The organism is Roseomonas sp. WA12, from assembly GCF_054165765.1.
In genome coordinates this window covers 3,195,635-3,216,177 of the sequence record NZ_CM135108.1, presented here as the reverse complement: position 1 = coordinate 3,216,177, position 20,543 = coordinate 3,195,635, and the positions used below count along the sequence as shown (strand labels likewise).

The following is a 20,543-nucleotide window of genomic DNA, read 5'->3' as shown; positions in this document are numbered from 1 at the left end:
CTGCCCGGCATGGCCCCACCCGTCCAACCCGAGACCTCCCGCCTCTCGGCACCCCTGCCGGAAGGGGGCAGCACATCCCTCATCGCCGCGCTTCTGGCGGGCAGCGAGGGGGAGCTGGCAGCCGAGCTGGAACCGGCGGTGGAGGCCTTCATCGGCAACGCCGTGTTCCGCTACGTCGCCGAGGAAGCGCTGGTGGCGATCGGCGTCACCGCGGTGTTCTTTGGCCTGGCAGCTATCGCGCCCTACCTGCCCAGCCTTACCTGGGCGGTGGTTGGGGCGGGGCTGGTGCTGTTCTGGTACCTCGTCCACTTCGCCCAGGGGCTGGTCTCCACCTGGCCGCTGGTGCGGGCGCTGGTGCTACTGCGCGGCGCGCCGGTGTTCCGCTTCGCCCTGTTCGTCCTCGCCCGCTACGCCCTCACTACGCTGGAGGCGAAGATGGAGGAGATCGGCCGCAACGCCACGCTCATCCCGCGCTTCGGGCTGCGGCTGGCGCGCGTGGTGTACCAGGACGACCGGGACCGGGTAGCCCTGGCCCTGGCCGATGCGCTGGGCAAGCCGGTGCGGCGCGAACTGCTGTGGACGGCGGCGCTGGGCCTACTGCCGATGCTGGTGGTGATGTTCGGCTTCCGCTCCGCCCTGATGTGGAAGGCGGGGCTCTACGGCGTGGCCCATATGGCGTGGTGGGAACTGCTCATGCTGCCCTTCCAGGGCGGGCTGCCGGGGCTGGGGCTGCCCTGACCGCGACGGGGGCGAGGCGCTGGCTGGCCCGAGGTGATCGGCAGAATGCGGCCCGGGCCGCCGGCGCCGTGGATCAGCCTGCCGCGGGCAGAAAGGGCCGGGAGGCCTCCCACAGCGCGTCCACCCCATGGGCGGGGATCAGCACCGTGCCATCTTCCCCGACCAGCGGCCGCGTGTTCACGGCGACCACCGGCGCCTCGCCCATCACCGCCCCGATCTGCGCTCGCAGCCCCGCATGGGCCTCGGCGCCCGGCTCCGCATGGGTCAGCACGACAAGGTAGGGGATCGATTCCCGCAGCAGCGTGGTGGCCAGGGCGGCCAGCGTGCCCTCGCCGGCGAAAGCCCGCCCGCCCTCGGCATTGATAACCAGCCAGACGAGATCGGGCCGCCTAGTGGGGCCGAGCGCGGTCAAGGCCGCCTCGAAGGCCGCCACCTGCGCCTCGCTCTCGGCGGCCTCGAGCCCGCGCGTGTCGCCGAGGGCGACGGGAAGGCCGGAATCCTGGCCATACCAACTGGTGCCCGCCGTCACAGGCGCCCCGGCGCCGGAGAGCGCCGTTCCCTCGCCGAGCAGGGCGTTCACCAGTGCGCTCTTGCCCGCCCCCGTCGGCCCGACGAGCAGGATCCTCGCGCGCCCTGCCGCCCAGTCGGGCGTTCGGGCGGATGCGGTGGTGCCGGAACGGAAAAGGCCCGGGATGGCGCCGCGAAGCGCCCCCCAGGCCCATCCAAGAGCTCCTGCCACTGGTGTCAGTTGAAGGTGATGGGCGGTGCGTCCTCGCCCATATCGGGCATGGGGACCTCGATGCGGACGGAGTTGGGATCCACGCCGGTCCCCTTGTCGATCCAATAGGTCACGCTCTCCGGCCACAGGATCACCACGCCCACCAGCACCACCTGCAGCAGCAGCCAGGGGATCGCGCCCCAGTAGATGTCGCGGGAAAGCACTGATTTCGGCGCGATACCGCGCAGGTAGAACAGCGCGAAGCCGAAGGGCGGATGCATGAAGCTGGTCTGCAGGTTGATGCAGAGCAGCACGCCGAACCACACCAGGTCGATGCCGAGCTTGGCGGCCACGGGGGCCAGCAGCGGCACGATGATGAAGGCGATCTCGAAGAAGTCGAGGAAGAAGGCCAGGAAGAAGACGAAGATGTTGACGAAGACGAGGAAGCCGATCTGCCCGCCCGGCACCTTCGCCAGCAGGTGCTCCAGCCACAGCCCGCCATCGACGCCCTGGAAGACCAGCGAGAAGACCGTGGCGCCGAGCAGGATGAAGATCACCATGGAGGTGATCCGCATCGTGTTGCCCATGGCTTCCCGCAGCAGCGGCCAGGAGTAGCGCCCGTTCGCGACGGCCAGCGCCACCGCGCCCACCGCACCCATGGCGCCCGCTTCCGTCGGTGTCGCCAGGCCCATGAAGATCGTGCCGAGCACGAGGAAGATGAGCACGATCGAGGGCACCATGCCCTTGGCCACGCGCCAGATCAGCGGCCAGCCGCGGGTGCCCAGCGCCTCGTCCGGCAGGGGCGGTACCTTGTGCGGCGCGAAGATCGACACACCCGCAATGAACAGGATGAACAGCACGATCTGCAGGATCGAGGGCCCGATCGCGCCGGCATACATATCGCCGACCGAGCGCCCGAGCTGGTCGCCCAGCACGATCAGAACCAGCGACGGCGGGATGAGCTGCGTGATGGTGCCCGACGCCGCGATCACACCTGTCGCGATCCGCATGTCGTAGCCGTACTTGATCATGATCGGCAGGCTGATCATGCCCATTGCGATGACCGAGGCCGCCACCGTGCCGGTGATGGCGCCGAGCACGGCGCCCACCAGGATCACGGCATAGGCGAGGCCGCCCGGGATCTTGCCGAAGAGCTGCCCGGTGCCCTCCAGCAGGTCCTCCGCCAGCCCGCAACGCTCGAGAATGGCGCCCATGAGCGTGAAGAAAGGGATGGAGAGCAGCAGGTCGTTCGACAGCGTGCCGAAAACGCGCAGCGGCAGGTTGCCGAGATAGGCTGTCGTGAAGAAGCCCAGCTCGATCGAGATGAAGCCGAAGAACAACCCGACCGCGGCCAGCGAGAAGGCCACGGGGAAGCCGATCAGCAGGAAGACCACCAGCCCGCCGAACATCAGCGGCGGCATCAAATCCTCGGTCATGAGAAGTCCGATCCAGTCGTCGTCCGGTGGTTCACTGTAGCGGCCGCTCATAGGCGACGACCGCGTCGCTCTCGGGCCGCAAGCCCCGCAGCAGGGCGATGCGCTTGATCAGCTCAGACAGGCCCTGCAGCGCGATCAGCGCGAAGCCGATCGGCAGGATGAGCTTGACCGGCCAGCGGATGAGGCCGCCCGCGTTCTGGCTACCCTCGCCACGTTGCCAGCTGTCGAGGAAGAAGGGCCAGGTCATCCAGGCCAGCAGAATCATCGCCGGCATCAGGAAGACGATGATGCCCAGGATATCCACCCAGAGCCGCGCCCGCTCGCCGAGATTGCCGTAGACGATGTCCACCCGCACATGCTCGTTGCGGAACAGCGTGTAGCTGGCACCCAGCATGACCATGCCGGCGAAGAGGTACCACTGCACCTCCAGCCAGGCATTGGAGGAGTAGGACACGCCGTAGCGCACGAAGGCGTTGCCCGCGCTGATCGCGCAGGCCAGCAGCGTCATCCAGTCGGCCAGACGGCCGATCCGGGCGTTCAGATCATCCACGACCCGGCTGAAGGTGAGCAGGGGCTTCATCGTCACTCCACATTCTCAGGGGCCGCACCCCGGGGGCGCGGCCCGCTTACCGTTCCGGCTCAGCGCCGCGGCTGGTTGGCCTGCTGCTGCTGCTCCTGCGCCTGCATCAGGTAGACGAAGCTGTCATAGGAGTTCTCGGCCACCCGGAACCACTGAAGCTGGGTATCGCGGAACGCCTTGAAGTGATCGTACACCTTCTTGAAGCGCGGGTTGGCGGCCGCCGTCTCGTCATACAGCTCGAAGGTCGCGCGGTAGCAGGCCTGCATCACCTCGCGCGGGAAGGCGCGGAGCTGGGTGCCAGCCGCCAGCAGGCGCCGCAGCGCCGGCGGGTTCTGCGCGTCGTACTTGGCGATCGTCTCGACAGTCGCATCGCGGCAGGCGCTCGTCAGGGCTTCCCTGTAGAGCGTCGGAAGCTCGTCATACTTCGCCTTGTTGATGTGGAGCGACAGGTTCAGCCCGCCCTCCCACCAGCCCGGGTAATAGTAGTAGGGCGCGACGCGGTTGAAGCCGAGCTTCTCGTCGTCATAGGGGCCGATCCACTCGGCGGCGTCGATCGTGCCGCGCTCGAGGGAGGCGTAGATGTCGCCGCCCGCGATCTGCTGCGGCACGGAGCCGAGCTTCTGGATGACGTTGCCGGCGAAGCCACCGATGCGGAACTTTAGCCCCTTCAGGTCATCGACGGTGCGGATCTCCTTGCGGAACCAGCCGCCCATCTGGGCGCCCGTGTTGCCGGCCTGGAGGGAGACGATGTTGTAACCCTCGAAGAACTCGCGCATCACCTCATGCCCGCCGCCGGCGTTCAGCCAAGCGTTGAGCTGGCGGAAGTTCATGCCAAAGGGGACGGTGCCATCGAAGGCAAAGGTCGGGTCCTTGCCGACGAAGTAGTAGGACGCGGTATGGGCGCACTCGACATTGCCCTGCTGCACGGCATCCACCGTGCCAAAGGCGGGCATGATCTCGCCGGCGGCGAAGGTGCGGATCTGGAACTTGCCGTCCGTCAGCGCGGCCACGCGCTTCGCCACGATCTCCCCGGCGCCATAGATCGTGTCCAGGCTTTTCGGGAAGGAGGAGGCCATGCGCCAGCGCAGCTCGGGCGCGGGCTGGGCAATGGCAGGGGCGGCGAGCGTGGTAACGGCCGCGGCGGCCAGAGGCGCGCCCGCGACGAAACGGCGTCGGTTCATCGGATGTTCAGCTCCCTCGCGGCCCGTCATTGCGGGCGCTCATTCCGCCATTAACGCTCCGGGCCCTCGCTGCCTAGCGCCCATCGCGCCCCCGAGAGGCCGGGGGCGGGTTACGGCTCGGTCATACTGCGAGAGGGCCAGGGAACGGTGCAGCCAGGCGCAAACCGCGCGCATCCGTTCACCCTCCGTTCATGATCGATGTGGAGACTGACCGGGCCGGAAGATCCGGCGACCTCTCAGGATGAGACCGACAGCCATGCTCCTGTCCCAGACCCGCTCGGCCCAGCCCGCCATCCTGCGGCCCGTCCATTCCGCCGCCCTGTTGGAAAGCCCCTCCGGCGTGGCGCTGCACCTGCACGGGGCCGATGGCGCGATGACCCAGGTGCCGCTCACCATCGCCGCCCTGCGCGAGATCGCCGCCCTGGCCGGCGCCGCCATGTCCGTTCATGCCGAGCTGCCGCCAGGCAGCTGAGGCGCCCGGCCGGGGCTCAGGCCAGCAGCGCCGCGACCTGCTCTGCCAGATCGGCTTGGCGATAGGGCTTGTGCAACACCGGAATATCGGCCGCCAAACCGGCCAGTTCGGCATAGCCTGTCACGAGCAGGATCGGCAGGTTCGGCCGCATCGCGCGCGCCCGCTCAGACAGTTCCGCACCGGTCATCCGCGGCATGGCGAAGTCCGCTACCATCAACCGGATGGAGGGATCGCCCTCCAGGACATGCAGCGCCGACAGGCCGTCGTCCGCCTCCACCGTGTCGTGGCCGAGATCGGAGAGAAAGCCGGCCGTCACCTCGCGCACGGTGGCGTCGTCATCCACCACCAGCACCCGCACGGGATCCTGGGCCGGGGCGATCTCCTGCACGTCGCCCGCCTCCCGCGCCGCTTCCGCACCGCCGGCAGGCAGATAGAGGGACACGCGCGTCCCAAGGCCGGGCGTGCTGTCGATGGTCATTCCGCCGCCCGACTGCCGTACCAGGCCATAAACCATGGGCAGGCCGAGGCCGGTGCCCTTGCCGACCTCCTTGGTAGTGAAGAAGGGTTCGAAGACCCGGGCCAGCACCTCCGGCGTCATTCCCGAGCCCGAATCGTCCACCGTGACGCAGACATAGTTTCCCGCCGGCAGCTCCGGCACTTCCTCGGCCCCGAGAACGGCATTCCCGGTGGCGAGGGTGATGGTGCCGCCAGCCGGCATCGCATCCCTGGCATTGATGCAGAGATTGAGGAGGGCAAGCTCCAGCTGCCCGGAATCCACCATGACAGTGCCCGGATCCGCCGAGAGTTCCCGCCGTACTGCGACGGTGCCGCCCAGGGTGCGGGCCAGCAGGTCCCCCATGCCCAGGATGAGGCGGTTCACCGAGACCGAGCTCAGCGACAATTCGTTCTGGCGTGAGAAAGATAGCAGCCGCCGCGTAAGGGAGGATCCCCGCTCCGCGGCCATGGTGGCGTTGCGCAGCAGCCGCTTCAGTCCCGACTCGTCGTCCGGCACCCGCCGCCCGGCGAGTTGCAGGCTGCCGAGGATGGCGGTCAGCAGGTTGTTGAAGTCGTGCGCCACGCCGCCGGCCATGGTGCCGAGCGCCTGCATCTTGTCCGCCTGGCGCAGCCGCGCCTCCATCTGGCGGGCCTCCGTCACGTCGCGCCCAATGGTCACCAGCACACCGCCGCCCAGCGCCACGCGGGTCACCTGCGTCCAGCGCGGCATGCCCTCGGGCCCCGGCCGCTCCTCCAGCTCCGAGACCGCGCCCTCCGCCATGGCCGCGCGCTCCGCACGCGCCAGCCGGGCGGCCGCCTCGGTATCCAGGAAGGCGTCCTCGCGCTGGCCGAGGCAGGCCTCCACCGTCGCCCCCAGCGCCGCCGCCTTCGTCGCGTTCAGCCGCAGGAAACGGCCCTCGGCGTCCTTGAAGCAGAGCTGGTCGGGCAGGTTCTCCAGCAGGCCGCGCATCAACGCGCGCTCGGTCTCCAGCGCGCGGCGCAGGGCGTGGCGGTCCCGTGCCGCGGCGACCATGGCCAGCAGCCCGGCGGGTTCCCAGGGCTTGGCGGCATAGCCCGCGATGCGTCCGCGGTTCACCGCGCCCACCACCGCATCCAGCTCGGCATAACCGGTCAGCAGCAGAGCCTCAGCGTCCGAATGCGCGCGGGCGCGCTCGAGAAAGGCGTCGCCCGTCAGCCCGGGCATGCGCTGGTCCGATAGAATGACGGCAGGGTCCAGCCCATCCGCCAGCATTTCCAGCGCCCGCTCCGGCCGGGTGGTCGAGACGACCTCGAACTCATCCTCCAGCAGGTCGGTCAACGCGGTGAGGATCTCCGCCTCGTCATCGACGAGGAGGATGGTGGCCCGCTGTCTGTCGAGCACGATGCTCACCCCGTGCCCTCCGCCGGCACGCGGATGGTGAAGCGCGCGCCGCCATCCGGCGCGTCATCCACCAGGATCGCGCCGTGATGCGCCTCTACCACGGCATAGGCGATGGACAGGCCGAGCCCCGTGCCGGACCCAACCGGCTTTGTGGTGAAGAAGGGCTCGAAGATGCGCGCGCGGATGGCTTCTGGCACGCCCGGGCCGCTGTCGCTCACCTCGATGACGTAGTCCCCGTTCTCCAGCCGCGTCGCCACTCGGATTCGCCCGGATCCCGCGATCGCATCGGCCGCGTTGCCGACGATGTTCATCACCACCTGGTTCAGCAGGGCCGGGGAGCAGTGGAGGACGCGCGGCGCCGCCAGTTCCTGCTCCACCACGATGCGGTCGGAAAGCTTGTGGGTCAGCAGTACGAGCACCGTGCCGATGGCTTCCGGCACATCCACCTCCTGAGCGCCGCCCTCGTCGAGGCGGGAGAACTTGCGAAGGTTCAGCACCAGCTCCTGAATGCGGCGCAGACCGAGCGTCATGGACTCCGCCCGTGCCGATGCCTTTTCCACGGCGCGCGCCGCCTCGGCATCGCCGGCCACACGCGGCCCCACCTGGGCCAGCAGGCGCGTCACCGTGCCCTGATGCGCCAGGATGAAGGCGAGCGGGTTGTTGATCTCATGCGCGATGCCCGCCACCAGCTCGCCGAGCGAGGCCATCTTGGCCGCCTGAACCAGCTTGCCTTGGGTGTCGCGCAGCGCTTGGTTGGTCGACTCCAGTTCGGTGTTGGCACGCGCCAGGGCGCCGGCGAGCGCAGCGCGCGCCTCGGCGGAGGCAGCCTCGGCGCGGGCGCGTTCTACCTCCCGCAGGCGCTCGCGCATGGCGCCCTCGATATGTCGGTTCTCCTCGCGCAGCAGCTTGCGGCGGACCAGGGCGCGCACCCGCAGCCGGATGGCCTCCGCCCCGGCCTCTGCCGGCAGCACGTCGTCGGCGCCGGCCTCGAAAGCGGCGGCGGGGGTGGAGCGCGCACCCTCCAGCGCGACGATGCGGAAGTCTCCGCCCTCGCCGCGCGCGCGCACGGAATCTAGGCGGCGGCACAGCGCCAACCCCTCCGGCCCCAGTCCGGCCAGATTCACCAGCACCCCATCCCAGGGCTCCCCGGAGGCGCCGGCGCGGGTGGCCGCGGCCTCGGCGCCGGCGGTGCCCACGGCTTCCACGCTATCGCCATCGCCGCGCAGCAGGGAGGAGAGCCACAGCCGGTGCGTCGGACTGTCATCGACCAGCAGCAGCCGGGCGCGGCGGAAGCCGGCGCCGGGCGAATCCGGCATGGAATCGGCCTCGTCGCCGCCGCGCCGAAGCAGCGCGCGCAACCGCAGCAGGATCAGCTCCCGCCCCGCCGATTTCGGCGCATAGGCGTCGGCGCCGCTCTCCAGCCCCTGCCGCTCCAGCTCGCCGCCTTCGGCGCCGTCCGGCGCGTCAGTCAGCATCAGCACGGGCAAGGCGCGGGCGCGGACATTCAGCCGGATGCGGCGCACCAGCTCGTCGCCATTCATCCCGGGCAGGTGGTAGTCAGCGATGACAAGGGCAGGCAGGGGGCCGTTCAGCCCGTCCAGCGCCGCCTCGGCCGTGGCGGCGCGCGAAACGGAAAATCCCTCGGCCTCCAGCATCCGGCGGAGCTGAAGGGCCTGGGTCTCGGAATCCTCGACGAGCAGGATCCGCGGGGCCTCGCCCGCCGCGCCGTCCTGCCATGCCGCCTCTGCGCTCAAGATGGCTCCGTTATCACTGGGATTCAGTCCAGGCATCGGGCCTGGTGGCCTTCAGAAGCCGCGGCCCTATCAGGTCCAGCGGTAGTTGGGCCGAAACCCCGCCCATCCGCGCGGCGGCCGCCGGCATGCCATACACCACGGCGGTCGTCTCGTCCTCGGCCAGGGTCAGGCCACCGGCCTCGTGCAGGGCGGTCAGGCCGCGCGCCCCGTCCTCGCCCATTCCCGTCAGGAGGATTCCCATCCCGCGCGGGCCGAGATGGCGGGCCATGCTGGCGAACATCACATCCGCCGCAGGGCGCTGACCGCCCACCGGCGGCGTCTCACTCACCTGCATCAGCCCGCCCGCGGTGATGGCCAGGTGCCGGTCGCCGGGCGCGACATAGACATGGCCAGGGCGCGGAATGGCACGATCCTGGGCGATCTGCACACGGGGCGCCACCAATCCGTCGAGCCAAGCCGCGAAGCCCTCCATGAAGGGCGCGCCCATGTGCTGGACCAGCAGCACCGGCACGGCGAAATCGGCAGGCAATGCCCCCAGCACGCGCGCGAGTGCCGGCGGCCCGCCGGTCGAGGCGGCGATCCCGAGCAGGGCCGGGCGCGTCCTCGGCGCCGCTAACCACTGGGAGCCTGCCAGCGCACCGGGCGCGGGGCTGCCTGTGGCACCGCCGGCCACCCCAAAGCCGAGGCCCGCCGGGCGGCGCCGGATCACCGGCACCTGGCTCATGATGTAGAGCTGCGTGCAGATGGACTCCGCCACCCGCTCCCATCCCTCGCGGGAGGGACCGAGCGGCTTCTCCACCACCGAGAGCGCGCCCGCCCGTAGCGCGTTCATCGAGATGCGAAGCCCGGTTTCCTCCACCGCATCGGCGATGACCACGATCGGCGTCGGCCGCTCCGCCATGATGCGGCGCGTCGCCTCCAGCCCGTCCATCCCCGGCAGGCGAATGTCCATGGAGATCACGTCGGGTCGCACCCGCTCCAGCTCCGCAATTGCCTCCTCGGCCGAGGGCACGGCGGCGGCGAGGCGGAGGCGGGCATCGCGCGAGACGATATGGGCAAGGAGCTGCCGCACCACGGCGCTGTCCTCGACGATCATCACACGGACGGGGGCGGGCATCGCGCCAGAGGATCCGGTCAAGGCTCGGTCTCAGATCAGCTGGCCGATGGCGGCCAGCAGCGCGTGCTGATCGAAGCCCTGCTTCGTCAGATAGGCGCTCGCGCCCAGCTCCATGCCCCGCTGCACATCGCCCGGGCTGTCGCGCGAGGTCATCAGAATCACCGGCAGCCCCGCTAGGTAGGGATCGGCCCGGATCGCTTCGACAAGTCCGAACCCGTCCATGCGGGGCATTTCGACGTCCGCGAGGACGAGGTCAATCGTCGCACCGGGATCACGCAGAGAGTTGAGCGCGTCCACCCCGTCCACGGCCAGGGTCACGCGGTAACCCCCGGCCTCCAGGATGCTGCGTTCCAACGTGCGGGTGGTGATGGAATCGTCCACCACCAGCACATGGCGCCGCCCCATCGCCGCGGCCGGGGCGGGGCGGGGAGCGACCGTGCGGTTGGCCTCGCGCAGCCCACGTTCCAGAAGTCCTTCCGGCCGCAGCACGAGCGCGACGGCCTCCCCTTCCAGCAGGGCGGCGCCGGAAACCAGGGTGGTGTCGAGGCCAGGAGCGTCCACCTCGGTTACCACTAGGCTGCGGGCATCGCGCAGGGCTGTGACCGCCAGCGCCAGCCGCGCGCCCCCGCGCGACAGCAGCACCGCCGGCACCGGTCCCTCGGCCAGACGCTCCTGCGCGTCCTCCGGCCGGCCGAGCAGGCTGGCAAGATGGGCGACCGGCACCAGCGCCGAGGCGCCGTCCAGCACCAGCCGCACCACCGGCCGCCCCTCGGCGGTGGTAAGGGCGGCCGGATCCAGCCGCAGCAGCGGCCCGACGGAGACCAGCCCAGTGCCGCCGGGCAGTCCCAGCACCTGCCCACCCGCCTCGACCAGCACCAGGGAGCGTCGCCCGGTGGAGGGAGGCAGGGCGATCACCACCTCCGCCCCCACGCCGCCCGGCCCAGATGCCGAATGGGGGCGCAGGGCGGCCCCGCCATGCAGGGCCAGCGCGGCCTGCGCCACAACCGAGAGCCCCATGCCGCGACCGGAGAGGCGGTCCACCTCCGTCGCGGTGGAGAAGCCCGGCTCGAAGACGAGGGCGAGGAGCGCGTCGGCCGGCGGCGGCGGCGCTCCGGCCGAACGGGGCGCCAGCAGGCCCTGGCGGATGGCAGTTGCCTCAATGGCGGCGAGATCGGGGCCCGGCCCGTTGTCCCACACCGTCACCACCAGCCCGGCATCGCCTGCCGCCACCCGCAGCCCGATCTCGGCGCGCCCCTCCGCCGCCGGCCGCCGATAGGCGCCATGGCCAAGGGCGTTCCGCAGCAGGTGCAGCACCGGATCCTTCAGCGCCTGCAGCACGCGCCGCTCGGCCTGCGCCTCCATCCCCTCGGTGCGGACGGTCACCTCCCGCCCGGCCTCGCGCGCCATTTCCCGCGCCGCGGCGGCCAGCGGGCCGAGCACGGTGCCGGCGGGAACCAGGGCGATCGCCTCCACCTCCTCGCGCAGGGTGAGGGCGGCGCGGTCCAACGCGTCCTCCATCGCGCGGCCCTGGCGGGAGAGGCCGGCAACCCGCCGCGTCACCTCCCCCAGTGCGGCCTCGAAGCCGCGAAGCCGGGTGGCGAGGGCGGGATCCACCGGCAAGGCCGCGCGCAGCCCCTCCCAGCCCCGGCGAAGCGCGCGCAGCTCTGCCTCCACCCCGCGCAGCCCGGCGGCGGTGGAGTCGCCGCGCTGGATCAGCCCCTTCAGCCCGTAAAGTGCGGCGGAGAGCCGCTCCACCCGCGACGCCTCCACGCGCAAATAGCCTTCGCCGACAGCAGAAACGGCCGGCGTGGTGGCCGGGCCTGCCTGGCCGGATCCCGTTTCGGCCGGCGCGGGCGCGGGCTCGGGCGGCGTGGCTGCGGCCCGCGCCGGCACTGCGGCCTGCCCTGGCGCGGTCGCCGCCCGCAGCGCGGCGAGAACGGCCTCGACCGGCGGCGGGGCCTGGCCCTCGGCCATGGCGGAGGCCTGGGCCTCGATTGCGTCCAGCCCGCGATGCAGCAGGGCGAGGCGGGGTGGGTCCAGAGGCGCGGGGCCGCCGGCCGCCGCCTCCATTGCCTGCGCGAGCAGCGTCTCCACCGCATGCGCGACCGCCTCCAGCGCCGGCAGGTCCACAGCGCGAGCGGCGCCCTTCAGCGAATGGGCGCGGCGGAACACCTCACGCATCGCGGGCGCATCGAGCGTCACGCCGCCGGCGCCGTCCTCGGCCAGCAGCGTCTCGCGAATTGCGACCAGGTGCTCGCGGTGCTCGGCGGCGAAGGCGGCCAGCAGCTCCGCGCGGAAGTCGGACACGGGCGCGCCCTGGCTACAGCCGGTACCGCTCGGCGATCCGCACCAGCCCCTGGCTCAGCCCGGCCATGTTCGCCGCGGCTTGATCGAGCTGGCGCGTGCCGGCGGCGGTCTGCTGGCTCGCCTGGCGGATGTTGGTCAGCGCGCCCATCACCTGCTCGATGCCCAGCTGCTGCTGGTTCGTGCTGGCGACGATCTGCTGGAAGGTCTGCACCGCCTCCTGCACGCGGGCGGTCATCTCGCGGATCGTCTCATGCGTGGTCGCCGTGCGGTCGCGCCCGGCAGCGGCGCGCTTCACCGCCTCCTCGGTCAGCATCACGGAGGCGTTGATGCCGCGCTGGATGTCGCCGAGATTGGCGCGCACCTGCGCCGTCGCCTCCTTCGCCTGGTCGGCGAGCGACTTCATCTCGGAGGCCACCACTGCGAAACTGCGCCCGGCCTCGCCGGCGGCAGCGGCCTCCAGCGCCGCGTTCAACGCCAGAAGATGGCTGCGCTCGGAGATGTCGTTCACCGTTGCGGTGATCTCGCCGATCGCCTGGGTGCGCTCGCTCAGCGCCACGATGTTCTCTGCCACGCGCTCCGCCTGCTCGCGGATGTTGTCCATCGCGCGCACTGTCTCCTCCACGGCGCGCAGGCCCGTATCGCTGGTGCGCACGGTGGCCTGGGCAGCGGCAATCACCTCCTGCGCGCGCTTGCCGATCTGGGCGCCGGAATGGGTGATCTCGTCCACGGTGGCCGCCGTCTCCTGCACGGCCGCCAGCTGCTCCTCCACGCTCGCCGCCTGCTCCTGCGTGCTGGCGCGGATCTCGGCGGTCGAGGCATCCAGCTGCTGCGTCGCGTCCCGGCTCTGCCGGGCGAGGTCGCGCAGGCTCTCCACCATTGCGTTCAGCGTCGCACCCAGCCGGCCGAACTCGTCGCGCCCCTCGCGCGCCGCCACCCCGGCCAGCTCGCCGCGGCCGATGCGCTGGACAAACTCCATCAGCGCCTCCAGCGGCCGCGCGATGGCCCGGCGCACGAGGACGGAGACGAGAACGGCGATCAGCACCGCGACGCCGAGCCCCGCGAGGATGAGGGTGCGCGCGCCATCGGTGATCTGATCCACCCGCTGCTGGCCGACGGTGGAGAGGCGCTCCAACGCCTCCTCCACTCGCGTCACGGAGCCGTCCAGTTCGGCGGCGCTGGTGGCGACGCCCGGCTCGGCCGCCAACACCGCTGGGAGGTCGTCCGCCTCCATTGAGCGCAGCTTCGCCTCCACCCGCTCGCGGTGCCGGGCGAGGGTGGTGCCGACCTCGTTCAGCGAGACGACGACGCGCTGCCACGCCGCGCTCCGGTCGGCCGCGATGGCCTGGGCGGCGAAGGTCTGCGCGGCGCCGAGGGCTGTGTTCAGCCGAGAGGTGGTAGCGGCGCTTACGCGCTGCCATTCGGGAATCGGGACGGGTCCCGTCATCGTCCCCGGCGCGGCGTGGCGGCCGAGATAGGCGATCATCATCTTCGCCCGCACATCGCGCATTTCGATCTGCCCGTCCCGCAGGTCGCTCACCTGCCGCGTGACGGTGCTGTCGCGCGTGGCCACCATGCGGCTGGCGTTCCGAACCGTCTCGAACTGATCGAGCCCCCAGAGGCCGAGCAGAAGCGTCAGCAGCGTGAGCGTCACGAAGCCCAGCAGGGCGCGATTGGTAATGGACACGCGGGTCAGGCTCCGGGGTCGGGGAGAGGGGTCGGGACGGCGAGGGGACGCAGCAGGCGGTCGATATCGAGCACCGCGAGAATGGGGGCTTCCTGCCCCTCCGCGGCGGAGAGGGTGGCGTGGAAGGCGACCGCACCGCCCGGGCTGGCCGGCGCGCGGTCCGGCGGCAGGGGCACGGGCGATTCCGCCGAGAGAACCCGCCCGACCCGCAGAGCCAGGCGCCGCCCCGGCGGTGCGCCGGGCAGCGGCCGCAGCAGGATGTCATGCCCGGCTTCGGCCTGCCCGCCCGGGAGGCCGAGCAGCGCCGCCAGATCCAGCACCGCGTGCAGCCGCCCGGCGCGGGCGCGCAGGCCCAGCACCGTGGGCGGGCTGCCGGGCAGCGGGCATGGCGGCTCGGCGGAAAGCACCTCCGCCACGCGGTCCAGCGGGATGCCGAAGGTCTCGGCGCCGACAGCGAGGACGAGGACAGGGGGCGCCACGGGCGGCTCGGGCGCGCCGCGCCGGGCCAGCACCTCGGCTCGCTCATCGAGCAGCCGTGCCGCGCGGTCGTCATCGATGGCACCGAGGATGCCGGGATCGGGCAGAAAGCGCAGCGCCACCTAGCTGGCCCTCCCTTCGATACCTGCTGTCTGGCCCTGGCCGAGATGCTGCTGCGCGAGGCCGAGAAGGGTGGCCGCCGTCATGCCGTCTCCCTCCTCCAGCACCGCCCCGGCGGGCAGGGCGCGCGCCAGCCGGGCGGCGTTCGAGATGCTACGGCGCCCCGCCTCGGCCGCGCCGCGGTCCAGCAGCAGAAGGCCAAGCTGGTAGTGCGCTGCGACGAAGCCGCTGTCGAGGTAGAGGGCGCGCCGCAGCGCCGCCTCGGCCACCGCCGCCTCGCCCAGTGCGCGGGCGACCAGCCCGTCCAGCAGGTGCAGCGGCGCGGAGGTCGGGTGGGCGTGCAGGCCGTCGCGCAGGATGGCCCGGGCGGAATCCAGCGCCCCGGAATCCGCCTCCGCCCGGGCGCGGTCGAGCACGGCGCCCGCGGCCTCGATGGCTGGATCGGGGCGGGGAGCGGTGGGCGGGAGCGTGGCGGGGCGGGGTGCCGGTTCGGGTTCCATCCGGGGCCCGGGGCCGGGCAGCTCGCCGCGCGCGGAGGGGGCCGCAGCCCGCGCGGTCGGCGCGGCCCCCTCCCGGACCGGTTCGGGGAGTTCCCACGGGAAGGACGCCGGACCGACGGTCGTAGGGACTGCCTCCTGGGCATAGGGACGCCAAGCCGTCGTTCCGGCCAGGGCGACGGGCCGCAGGAAGGCACCAAAGGCAGGGTCGGGCTCGGCATGGCCGAGCAGCATCCAGCCATCGGGTGCCAGCCGCTCCCCAAGCGCGCGGACCAGCGCCGGCACGCGATTTCGTTCGAAATAGATCAGCACGTTGCGGCACAGGATCAGGTCGAATCCGGTCATGCCCAGGGGCAGGCTGCCATCCAGCAGTCCCAGCAGGTTCTGCCGTTCGAAGCGGAGGGTGCCGCGATGCTCGGGGCGGAGCTGCCAGGACTGGCTCCCCCCGAAGGACGCCTCCACCGAGATGAAGTCCTCGGCACGGGCGGCCGCCTCCATGCCGCGCAGCGCCCAGGGGCTGAACCGCGCTGCCCGTGCTGCCTCCAGCGCCGCCTCGCTGATATCGGTGCCGAGGATGGAGATGCTCCACTCCCGGTGCTCGGCGCCCAGCAGGCGGCGGAGCAGGATGGCGACCGAATAGGGTTCCGCCCCGGTGGAGCAGCCGGCGGACCAGATCCGCAGCCGCCTGGAGGACGCGCGCCGGGCGATCAGCCCGGGCAGGATGGTGTCACGGAGGGCAGCGAACTGCCCGGCATCGCGGAAGAAGAAGGTCTCCCCGATGGTGACGGCGTCCTCGAGCGCGGCCCATTCGGCCTCGCCCTGCACGGGGTGGCGCAGCAGGGCGGCGTAGCCCGCGGCGTCCCCCGCCGCCGTCGCCCGGATTCTCGGACGGACCCGCTCCCACAGGGCGGAATCCTTGTCCTCGTAATAGGCATGGCCGGTGCGGGCGATGATCAGGCGCTTCAGCTCGGCATAGCCGGCATCCCTGGCGCGTCCGTCGCCCAGATCACTCATGCGGTGCCGGCCAGGCCGCCTCCGGCGCCTCCCAGCGCGCCAGCCGCTCCTGGGCCTGGCGGGCCAGGGCGTCGAGCACGGCCGCCTCCTGCGTCAGCAGCAGCCGGGCGGGATCGAGAAGATGCGCGGTGCTGCCCCCTGCATCGATCGCGCCGGTGACGACCTCCGCGACCGAGAGCCCGGCTTCCGCCACGCGGAGCGGCTGGCCGGGCGGCAGCACATCGGCGACCCGGTCCACCAGAAGCGCGACAGGCGGGCCGGAGGGACGGTCGAGCAGAATGAGGTGGCGATAGGCATGTGGCTCACCCGCGGGCAGGCCGAGGAGGGGTGCCAGTTCCACCACCGGCACGGCGGTGCCGCCAAGGTTGAGAAAACCGGCCAGCGGCGGCGGCAGGCCCGGCGGCGTGTCCAGCCGCGGCAGGGGCAGCAGGGCGCGCACGGAATCGCGCGGCAGGGCGCAGAGCGTCGTCCGCGCTGTTCCGCCCAGGGCAAAGAGAATCAGCGCGCCCGAGATGGGCTCCTGAATCCGGGGCGGCGCGGCCATCGTCGTCCTCGTGTGGAACGAGGGCGGTAACACGGGGCCGTGGCGTCGGCCAAGCCGGCGAGGGAAGGGGCGCCCGATCCCGGCGCCCCCTCGGTTTTCAGGCGGCGCGAATCTCGCTGAGGAAGCCGTCGACGCGGCCACGCAGAGTCTCGGCTTGCCGGGCAAGCTCGCCGGAGGCGGTGCGGAGCTGGTTGGCGGCCAGGCCCGTGCGCTCGGCGCCTTCTGTCACCCCCGCGGTGTGGCGCGAGACGTCCTGTGTGCCGGACGCTGCCTCGGCCACCGCCCGCCCGATCTCGCGGGTCGCCGCCGTCTGCTCCTCCGCGGCGGCGGCCACCTGGGTGGTGATGCCGTTCATCTCCTCGATGGTGCGCACGATGCCGCCGATGGCCTGCACCGCCCGCTCCGTCTCGCCCTGCATGGCCGCGATCTGGCTGCCGATCTCCTCGGTCGCCTTGGCGGTCTGGGCAGCCAGCGTCTTCACCTCGCTTGCCACCACCGCGAAGCCCCGCCCTGCCTCGCCGGCCCGTGCCGCCTCGATGGTGGCGTTGAGCGCCAGCAGGTTGGTCTGGCCGGCGATGTCGTTGATCAGGCGCACCACGTCGCCGATGCTGCGCGCGGCCTCCGACAGACCCTGCACCGCGCCGTCCGTCGCCCGCGCGTCATCGGCCGCGCGGCGGGCCACCTCGGCCGAGCTGTTCACCTGGCGGGACACCTCGGCGATGGAGGCGGCCAGCTCCTCGGCGGAAGCCGCGACAGTCTGCACATTCGCGCTCGCCTGCTCGGAGGCGGCGGCGACCGAGGTGGCGCGCGCCACGCCATCCTGCGCCGTGCCGGCCATCTCGCCCGCGGTCGCGTCCAGCTGCACCGAGGCCGCCGCCACGCCGCGCAGCACCTCGCTCGCCTCCGCCTCGAAGTCGCGAAGCAGCGCATCCACGCGCGCGGCGCGGCCGGCCTTGGCCTCCTCCTCCTCGGCCCGGGCGGCGGTCAGCGCATCGGCCTCGCGCAGCCCGTCCCGGCAGGTGCCGACCGCGCGGGCCATCTCGCCAATCTCGTCCCTGCGCGCCGCCTCCGGCAGGTCGAAGCCGTAGTCCCGGCGCGAGAGGCGAAGCATCGTGGCCGAGAGGCCGCGGATGCCACCGCCGACGCTGCGCGCCAGCCAGGCGACGCTGACGGCCGAGAGGATGGCGGCAAGAAGGACGGTGCCAAGGACGATCCAGATCGCGCGGTCATAGATCGCCTCGGAACGCTCGCCGGCATCCCCGGCACCCTCCTTGGCATGGACACCCGAGCGGTCGAGCGCCTCGACCACCGCGCGGAACCTGCGGACGGATTCGCCATTGAACTGGGCGATGGCGGCAGGGGTGGCGCCGGACTGGAGCAGCGGGGCGGTGAACTCGCCATAGGCCCGGTAGGCGGCCTGATAGGCCTCGAACAGCGCGCGCTCCTCGGGCGAGCGGATCATCCCGGAATAGGTGCGGGAGGTGTTCTCCACCTCCTTCTGCCAGCGCGCGAGATCCGCCAGGACGCCCACGCGCTGGGCCGGATCCTCCGTGGCCATGATGCGCGCCGCATTGGTGCGCTCGCGGCTCACCAGCAGCTTCATCTCGGCGATGGTAACCATCGCGGGCATCCAGTTGTCCCGGATCTCGCGGGTCGCGCCGTTCATGAGGCGGAGCTGGAGGACCGAGAGGCCGCCCAGCACCAGGAACAGGAGGAACATGGGTCCGAAGGCGGCGAGCAGCTTGCCGCGGATGGACAGGGTGGCCTTGGGGCCGGATCGGGGCATGGGGCGGGCTTTCACGACTGCGATACCGCGCAGCATGCCCGACCGATATTGACGCCCCTTTAATCGTGCCCGGACAAGCCGGGCGCCTAGCCCCGGCGGCTGCGCCGCGCCGCGGGGCGCGGCTGGTACTCGGGCAGCGGCTCGGCACCGGCCGGACGCCCGGCATCGAAGCCCAGGAACCCGACCTCCGGACGCGGCGAGCCACCATCCCCGGCGAAGAGCCGCGCGCGCACGGGCGTGGCCGGGCCAGCGGAGCCCGCGCGATCCCCGCCGCGAGGGGGGGAACTCAGCGGGCCGGACGGGCGCAGGACGGCTTCCTCGCCCTCCTCGGCCGCGGCGCGGGCGACTGCGGGCGGCACCTCGCGCCCGCGGCCGCGGCGTGCGGCGGCCGGGGGCGGGGCCGGCTCGGCGGGGGCGGTGAGGGGACCGCTGCCGGCGCTGCCGCGGGCGGAGAGAAGGTAGAAGGCGATCTCGTTCCGCCCCTGGTCCACCGCAGCGTCCACCGGGGTGAGGCCGAGCTGGTTGCGCGCGTTCAGGTCGGCGCCGCGGGCCATCGCGTCGCGGGCCGCGCCCAGGTCGCCGCGGTTCACGGCGTCGAACAGCGCGTCGTTGGGGGAAAGATTGATGGCCGGCGTCTCGGCCGGGATGGGCTCCGCCGCGCGGCGGTTCGCTAGGCCCGGCAGGGCAGGCGGCGGCGGCCGGCTGGCGGGGCCGGCGCTGGGCGGCGGCGCGCTGCGGCCAACGCCCATGCCACCCTGGGCAAGGACGGGGCCGGGGAGGGCCAGCAGCGGGGCTGCGAGGGTGAGGAGGAGGGGGAGGCGGCGCATGCTTCCCTGCCTATAGCGGTCCTGCCGCCCCGGAGCCAATCCGGGGAGCAGGACAGGGTTCGGCAAGCGGGCAGCGCCGCGTTCCATCAGGCGCAGCCCTGACCGCGGAAGGTGTAGGCGGAGACCCGGCCTCCCTGCAGCGCGAAGGTCACGTCGCACTGCACGGGGGCGTAGGTGGTGGCGCCGAAGCCGCCGAACCCGCCATAGAAGCCGCGGCCGTAGGGGCCCCAGGCGCCGCCGGCGAAACCGCCGGGCAGGGCAACCGTGCGGCTCTCCTCGTACTGGAGGAATTTCTGGCCGCCGGTCTCGTAGCTGCGAGTCGGCACGCCGAGGGTGGACACGAGATCCAACTCGGACCGGCCGACGAAGGTGGAAAGCCGCTCGTTGATCGTGGGCCCGACCGCGCAGGCCGAGAGGGCGAGGAGGGGAAGCAGAAGGGCGCGTTTCATAGGCTGGATTTGGGAAGGCAGAGGCACAGGCGGAAGGGTGCCGCGCGGCTTTGGGATGCGTATCCTGGCATGCCGTTTCGTGCCGCTCAGGTCTCGGCCCAGCGCCGCAGTAGGGCGGCGCGGGACTTGGCCAGAAGATCGAAGGCGCGCGACTTTCCCTCCCGCGCGAAAAGGTCGCGGCGCGCGGTATCGAGGTCGAACAGGATCTCTCGCGCGGCCGGGTCCCGCACCAAGCTCTGCACCCAGGTCACCCCGACCAGCCGTTCGCCGGCGGTGACGGGCGCCACGCGGTGCAGAGTGCCGGCAGGATAGGCCACCGCCTCCCCGGCGCCGAGACGCACGGCCATCTCCCCCGCCGTGGTCTCGATCACCAGCTCGCCGCCTTCGTAGGTCGCGGGGTCGGAGAGGAAGAGGGTGACGGCGACATCGCCCCGCAACGGCGCCTCGCCGCGCGGGTCCGACGGCGCGCCGCCGCCCATCAGCGCATCGTCCACATGGGTGCCGTAGGTGCCGCCTGGGGCGTAGCGCGCGAAGAGAAAGGGGCGGATGCGCCGGGGCAGGGCGGCGGCGCGGAACACCTCGCTCGCTTCCAGGGCCGCCGCGGCGATCTCGCCGGCCTCCCGCGCCAGCGGGTCCAGCAGGTCGGCCTGCTCGTTGCTCTTCACGCCGCGGGCGTGCCAGCCGGCGGTGGCGCCGCCATCGCCGAAGGCGGCCCCGGCCAGCAGGGCGCGCAGCTTGCCGAGCGGGCCGGGCGGCAGCACATAGGGGATGCAAACGATCATCGCTCGCAGCGTGCCAGAGAGGAATACCTATGGGGAGTGGTCCGGTCCGTTTCGGCCCGCTGCGGCTCTGGCTGGGCGTGGGTGCCTTTGCCCTGGCGGGGGCCCCGGTCCCGCCTGCCGGCGCGCAGCCCTCCGCCACCGAGGAGGCGCGCCCGGCGGCCCCGGCCATTCCGCCCGAGGCCAT

At 72.2% G+C, this 20,543-nt stretch carries 18 protein-coding genes; 2 read left to right on the top strand and 16 right to left on the bottom strand.

From position 1 onward, the window contains the following. The first annotated feature begins 9 nt into the window (after positions 1-9). Positions 10-738 (top strand): hypothetical protein, encoded by a 729-nt coding sequence (locus ACVBD7_RS15450; protein ID WP_458094120.1) that lies wholly within the window; start codon positions 10-12, stop codon positions 736-738. A gap of 73 nt (positions 739-811) precedes the next feature. Here the strand turns inward: ACVBD7_RS15450 and ACVBD7_RS15445 are convergent, their stop codons facing one another. The 4 genes from ACVBD7_RS15445 to ACVBD7_RS15430 form a co-directional block, all read right to left on the bottom strand. Beyond that, positions 812-1,318, bottom strand: coding sequence for a hypothetical protein (locus ACVBD7_RS15445; protein ID WP_458094119.1), 507 nt, complete (start codon positions 1,316-1,318; stop codon positions 812-814). 164 nt (positions 1,319-1,482) lie between these two features. After that, positions 1,483-2,892, bottom strand: a complete 1,410-nt coding sequence (locus ACVBD7_RS15440; RefSeq protein ID WP_458094118.1) for a TRAP transporter large permease — start codon at positions 2,890-2,892, stop codon at positions 1,483-1,485. 31 nt (positions 2,893-2,923) lie between these two features. Next, positions 2,924-3,472: a TRAP transporter small permease subunit gene (locus tag ACVBD7_RS15435; protein ID WP_458097712.1), complete on the bottom strand. Its 549-nt coding sequence runs from the start codon at positions 3,470-3,472 to the stop codon at positions 2,924-2,926. Between the two features lie 59 nt (positions 3,473-3,531). Beyond that, complete coding sequence (locus tag ACVBD7_RS15430) at positions 3,532-4,653, bottom strand: TRAP transporter substrate-binding protein (RefSeq protein ID WP_458094117.1); 1,122 nt, start codon at positions 4,651-4,653, stop codon at positions 3,532-3,534. Positions 4,654-4,909: 256 nt separating this feature from the next. Between ACVBD7_RS15430 and ACVBD7_RS15425 the strand changes: the two genes are divergently transcribed. Then, entirely contained in the window at positions 4,910-5,125 is a 216-nt protein-coding gene (locus tag ACVBD7_RS15425; RefSeq protein WP_458094116.1) for a hypothetical protein, read from the top strand. Positions 5,126-5,141: 16 nt separating this feature from the next. On the opposite strand, the gene ACVBD7_RS15420 is transcribed toward ACVBD7_RS15425, so the two are convergent. From ACVBD7_RS15420 to ACVBD7_RS15365, 12 genes are all read right to left on the bottom strand, one after another. Next, positions 5,142-7,010 (bottom strand): response regulator, encoded by a 1,869-nt coding sequence (locus ACVBD7_RS15420; RefSeq protein ID WP_458094115.1) that lies wholly within the window; start codon positions 7,008-7,010, stop codon positions 5,142-5,144. After that, positions 7,007-8,755 carry an ATP-binding protein gene (locus ACVBD7_RS15415; RefSeq protein ID WP_458094114.1) on the bottom strand — a complete coding sequence of 583 codons (1,749 nt, stop codon included), beginning with the start codon at positions 8,753-8,755 and terminating at the stop codon, positions 7,007-7,009. Before ACVBD7_RS15415 ends, ACVBD7_RS15420 begins: the two co-directional genes overlap by 4 nt. Before the next feature lie 13 nt (positions 8,756-8,768). Continuing rightward, positions 8,769-9,872, bottom strand: coding sequence for a chemotaxis-specific protein-glutamate methyltransferase CheB (gene cheB, locus ACVBD7_RS15410; protein ID WP_458094113.1), 1,104 nt, complete (start codon positions 9,870-9,872; stop codon positions 8,769-8,771). Between the two features lie 30 nt (positions 9,873-9,902). Further along, positions 9,903-12,179 (bottom strand): response regulator, encoded by a 2,277-nt coding sequence (locus ACVBD7_RS15405; RefSeq protein ID WP_458094112.1) that lies wholly within the window; start codon positions 12,177-12,179, stop codon positions 9,903-9,905. Between the two features lie 13 nt (positions 12,180-12,192). Further along, the gene (locus tag ACVBD7_RS15400) at positions 12,193-13,863 is read right to left on the bottom strand and encodes a methyl-accepting chemotaxis protein (protein WP_458094111.1); all 1,671 of its coding nucleotides are present in this window, start codon (positions 13,861-13,863) and stop codon (positions 12,193-12,195) included. 5 nt (positions 13,864-13,868) lie between these two features. Then, complete coding sequence (locus ACVBD7_RS15395) at positions 13,869-14,462, bottom strand: chemotaxis protein CheW (protein WP_458094110.1); 594 nt, start codon at positions 14,460-14,462, stop codon at positions 13,869-13,871. Beyond that, a complete protein-coding gene (locus tag ACVBD7_RS15390; RefSeq protein WP_458094109.1) occupies positions 14,463-15,971 on the bottom strand; it encodes a CheR family methyltransferase in 1,509 nt (502 codons plus the stop codon). Continuing rightward, positions 15,964-16,515, bottom strand: a complete 552-nt coding sequence (locus tag ACVBD7_RS15385; protein ID WP_458094108.1) for a chemotaxis protein CheW — start codon at positions 16,513-16,515, stop codon at positions 15,964-15,966. The genes ACVBD7_RS15390 and ACVBD7_RS15385 overlap by 8 nt, the downstream gene beginning before the upstream one ends. Before the next feature lie 97 nt (positions 16,516-16,612). After that, positions 16,613-18,301, bottom strand: a complete 1,689-nt coding sequence (locus ACVBD7_RS15380; protein ID WP_458094107.1) for a methyl-accepting chemotaxis protein — start codon at positions 18,299-18,301, stop codon at positions 16,613-16,615. Between the two features lie 86 nt (positions 18,302-18,387). Further along, positions 18,388-19,128, bottom strand: a complete 741-nt coding sequence (locus ACVBD7_RS15375; protein WP_458094106.1) for a hypothetical protein — start codon at positions 19,126-19,128, stop codon at positions 18,388-18,390. Positions 19,129-19,214: 86 nt separating this feature from the next. After that, positions 19,215-19,577, bottom strand: coding sequence for a hypothetical protein (locus tag ACVBD7_RS15370; RefSeq protein ID WP_458094105.1), 363 nt, complete (start codon positions 19,575-19,577; stop codon positions 19,215-19,217). Positions 19,578-19,663: 86 nt separating this feature from the next. Further along, a complete protein-coding gene (locus ACVBD7_RS15365; protein ID WP_458094104.1) occupies positions 19,664-20,359 on the bottom strand; it encodes a Fe2+-dependent dioxygenase in 696 nt (231 codons plus the stop codon). Positions 20,360-20,543 lie beyond the last annotated feature (184 nt).

Bases quoted from the DNA above. Each gene is read 5' to 3' on its own strand.
- ACVBD7_RS15450 (WP_458094120.1), top strand. From the start codon at position 10: ATGGCCCCACCCGTCCAACCCGAGACCTCCCGCCTCTCGGCACCCCTG.
- ACVBD7_RS15440 (WP_458094118.1), bottom strand. From the start codon at position 2,892: ATGACCGAGGATTTGATGCCGCCGCTGATGTTCGGCGGGCTGGTGGTC.
- ACVBD7_RS15435 (WP_458097712.1), bottom strand. From the start codon at position 3,472: ATGAAGCCCCTGCTCACCTTCAGCCGGGTCGTGGATGATCTGAACGCC.
- ACVBD7_RS15430 (WP_458094117.1), bottom strand. From the start codon at position 4,653: ATGAACCGACGCCGTTTCGTCGCGGGCGCGCCTCTGGCCGCCGCGGCC.
- ACVBD7_RS15425 (WP_458094116.1), top strand. From the start codon at position 4,910: ATGCTCCTGTCCCAGACCCGCTCGGCCCAGCCCGCCATCCTGCGGCCC.
- cheB (WP_458094113.1), bottom strand. From the start codon at position 9,872: ATGCCCGCCCCCGTCCGTGTGATGATCGTCGAGGACAGCGCCGTGGTG.
- ACVBD7_RS15390 (WP_458094109.1), bottom strand. From the start codon at position 15,971: ATGAGTGATCTGGGCGACGGACGCGCCAGGGATGCCGGCTATGCCGAG.
- ACVBD7_RS15385 (WP_458094108.1), bottom strand. From the start codon at position 16,515: ATGGCCGCGCCGCCCCGGATTCAGGAGCCCATCTCGGGCGCGCTGATT.
- ACVBD7_RS15380 (WP_458094107.1), bottom strand. From the start codon at position 18,301: ATGCCCCGATCCGGCCCCAAGGCCACCCTGTCCATCCGCGGCAAGCTG.
- ACVBD7_RS15375 (WP_458094106.1), bottom strand. From the start codon at position 19,128: ATGCGCCGCCTCCCCCTCCTCCTCACCCTCGCAGCCCCGCTGCTGGCC.
- ACVBD7_RS15370 (WP_458094105.1), bottom strand. From the start codon at position 19,577: ATGAAACGCGCCCTTCTGCTTCCCCTCCTCGCCCTCTCGGCCTGCGCG.
- ACVBD7_RS15365 (WP_458094104.1), bottom strand. From the start codon at position 20,359: ATGATCGTTTGCATCCCCTATGTGCTGCCGCCCGGCCCGCTCGGCAAG.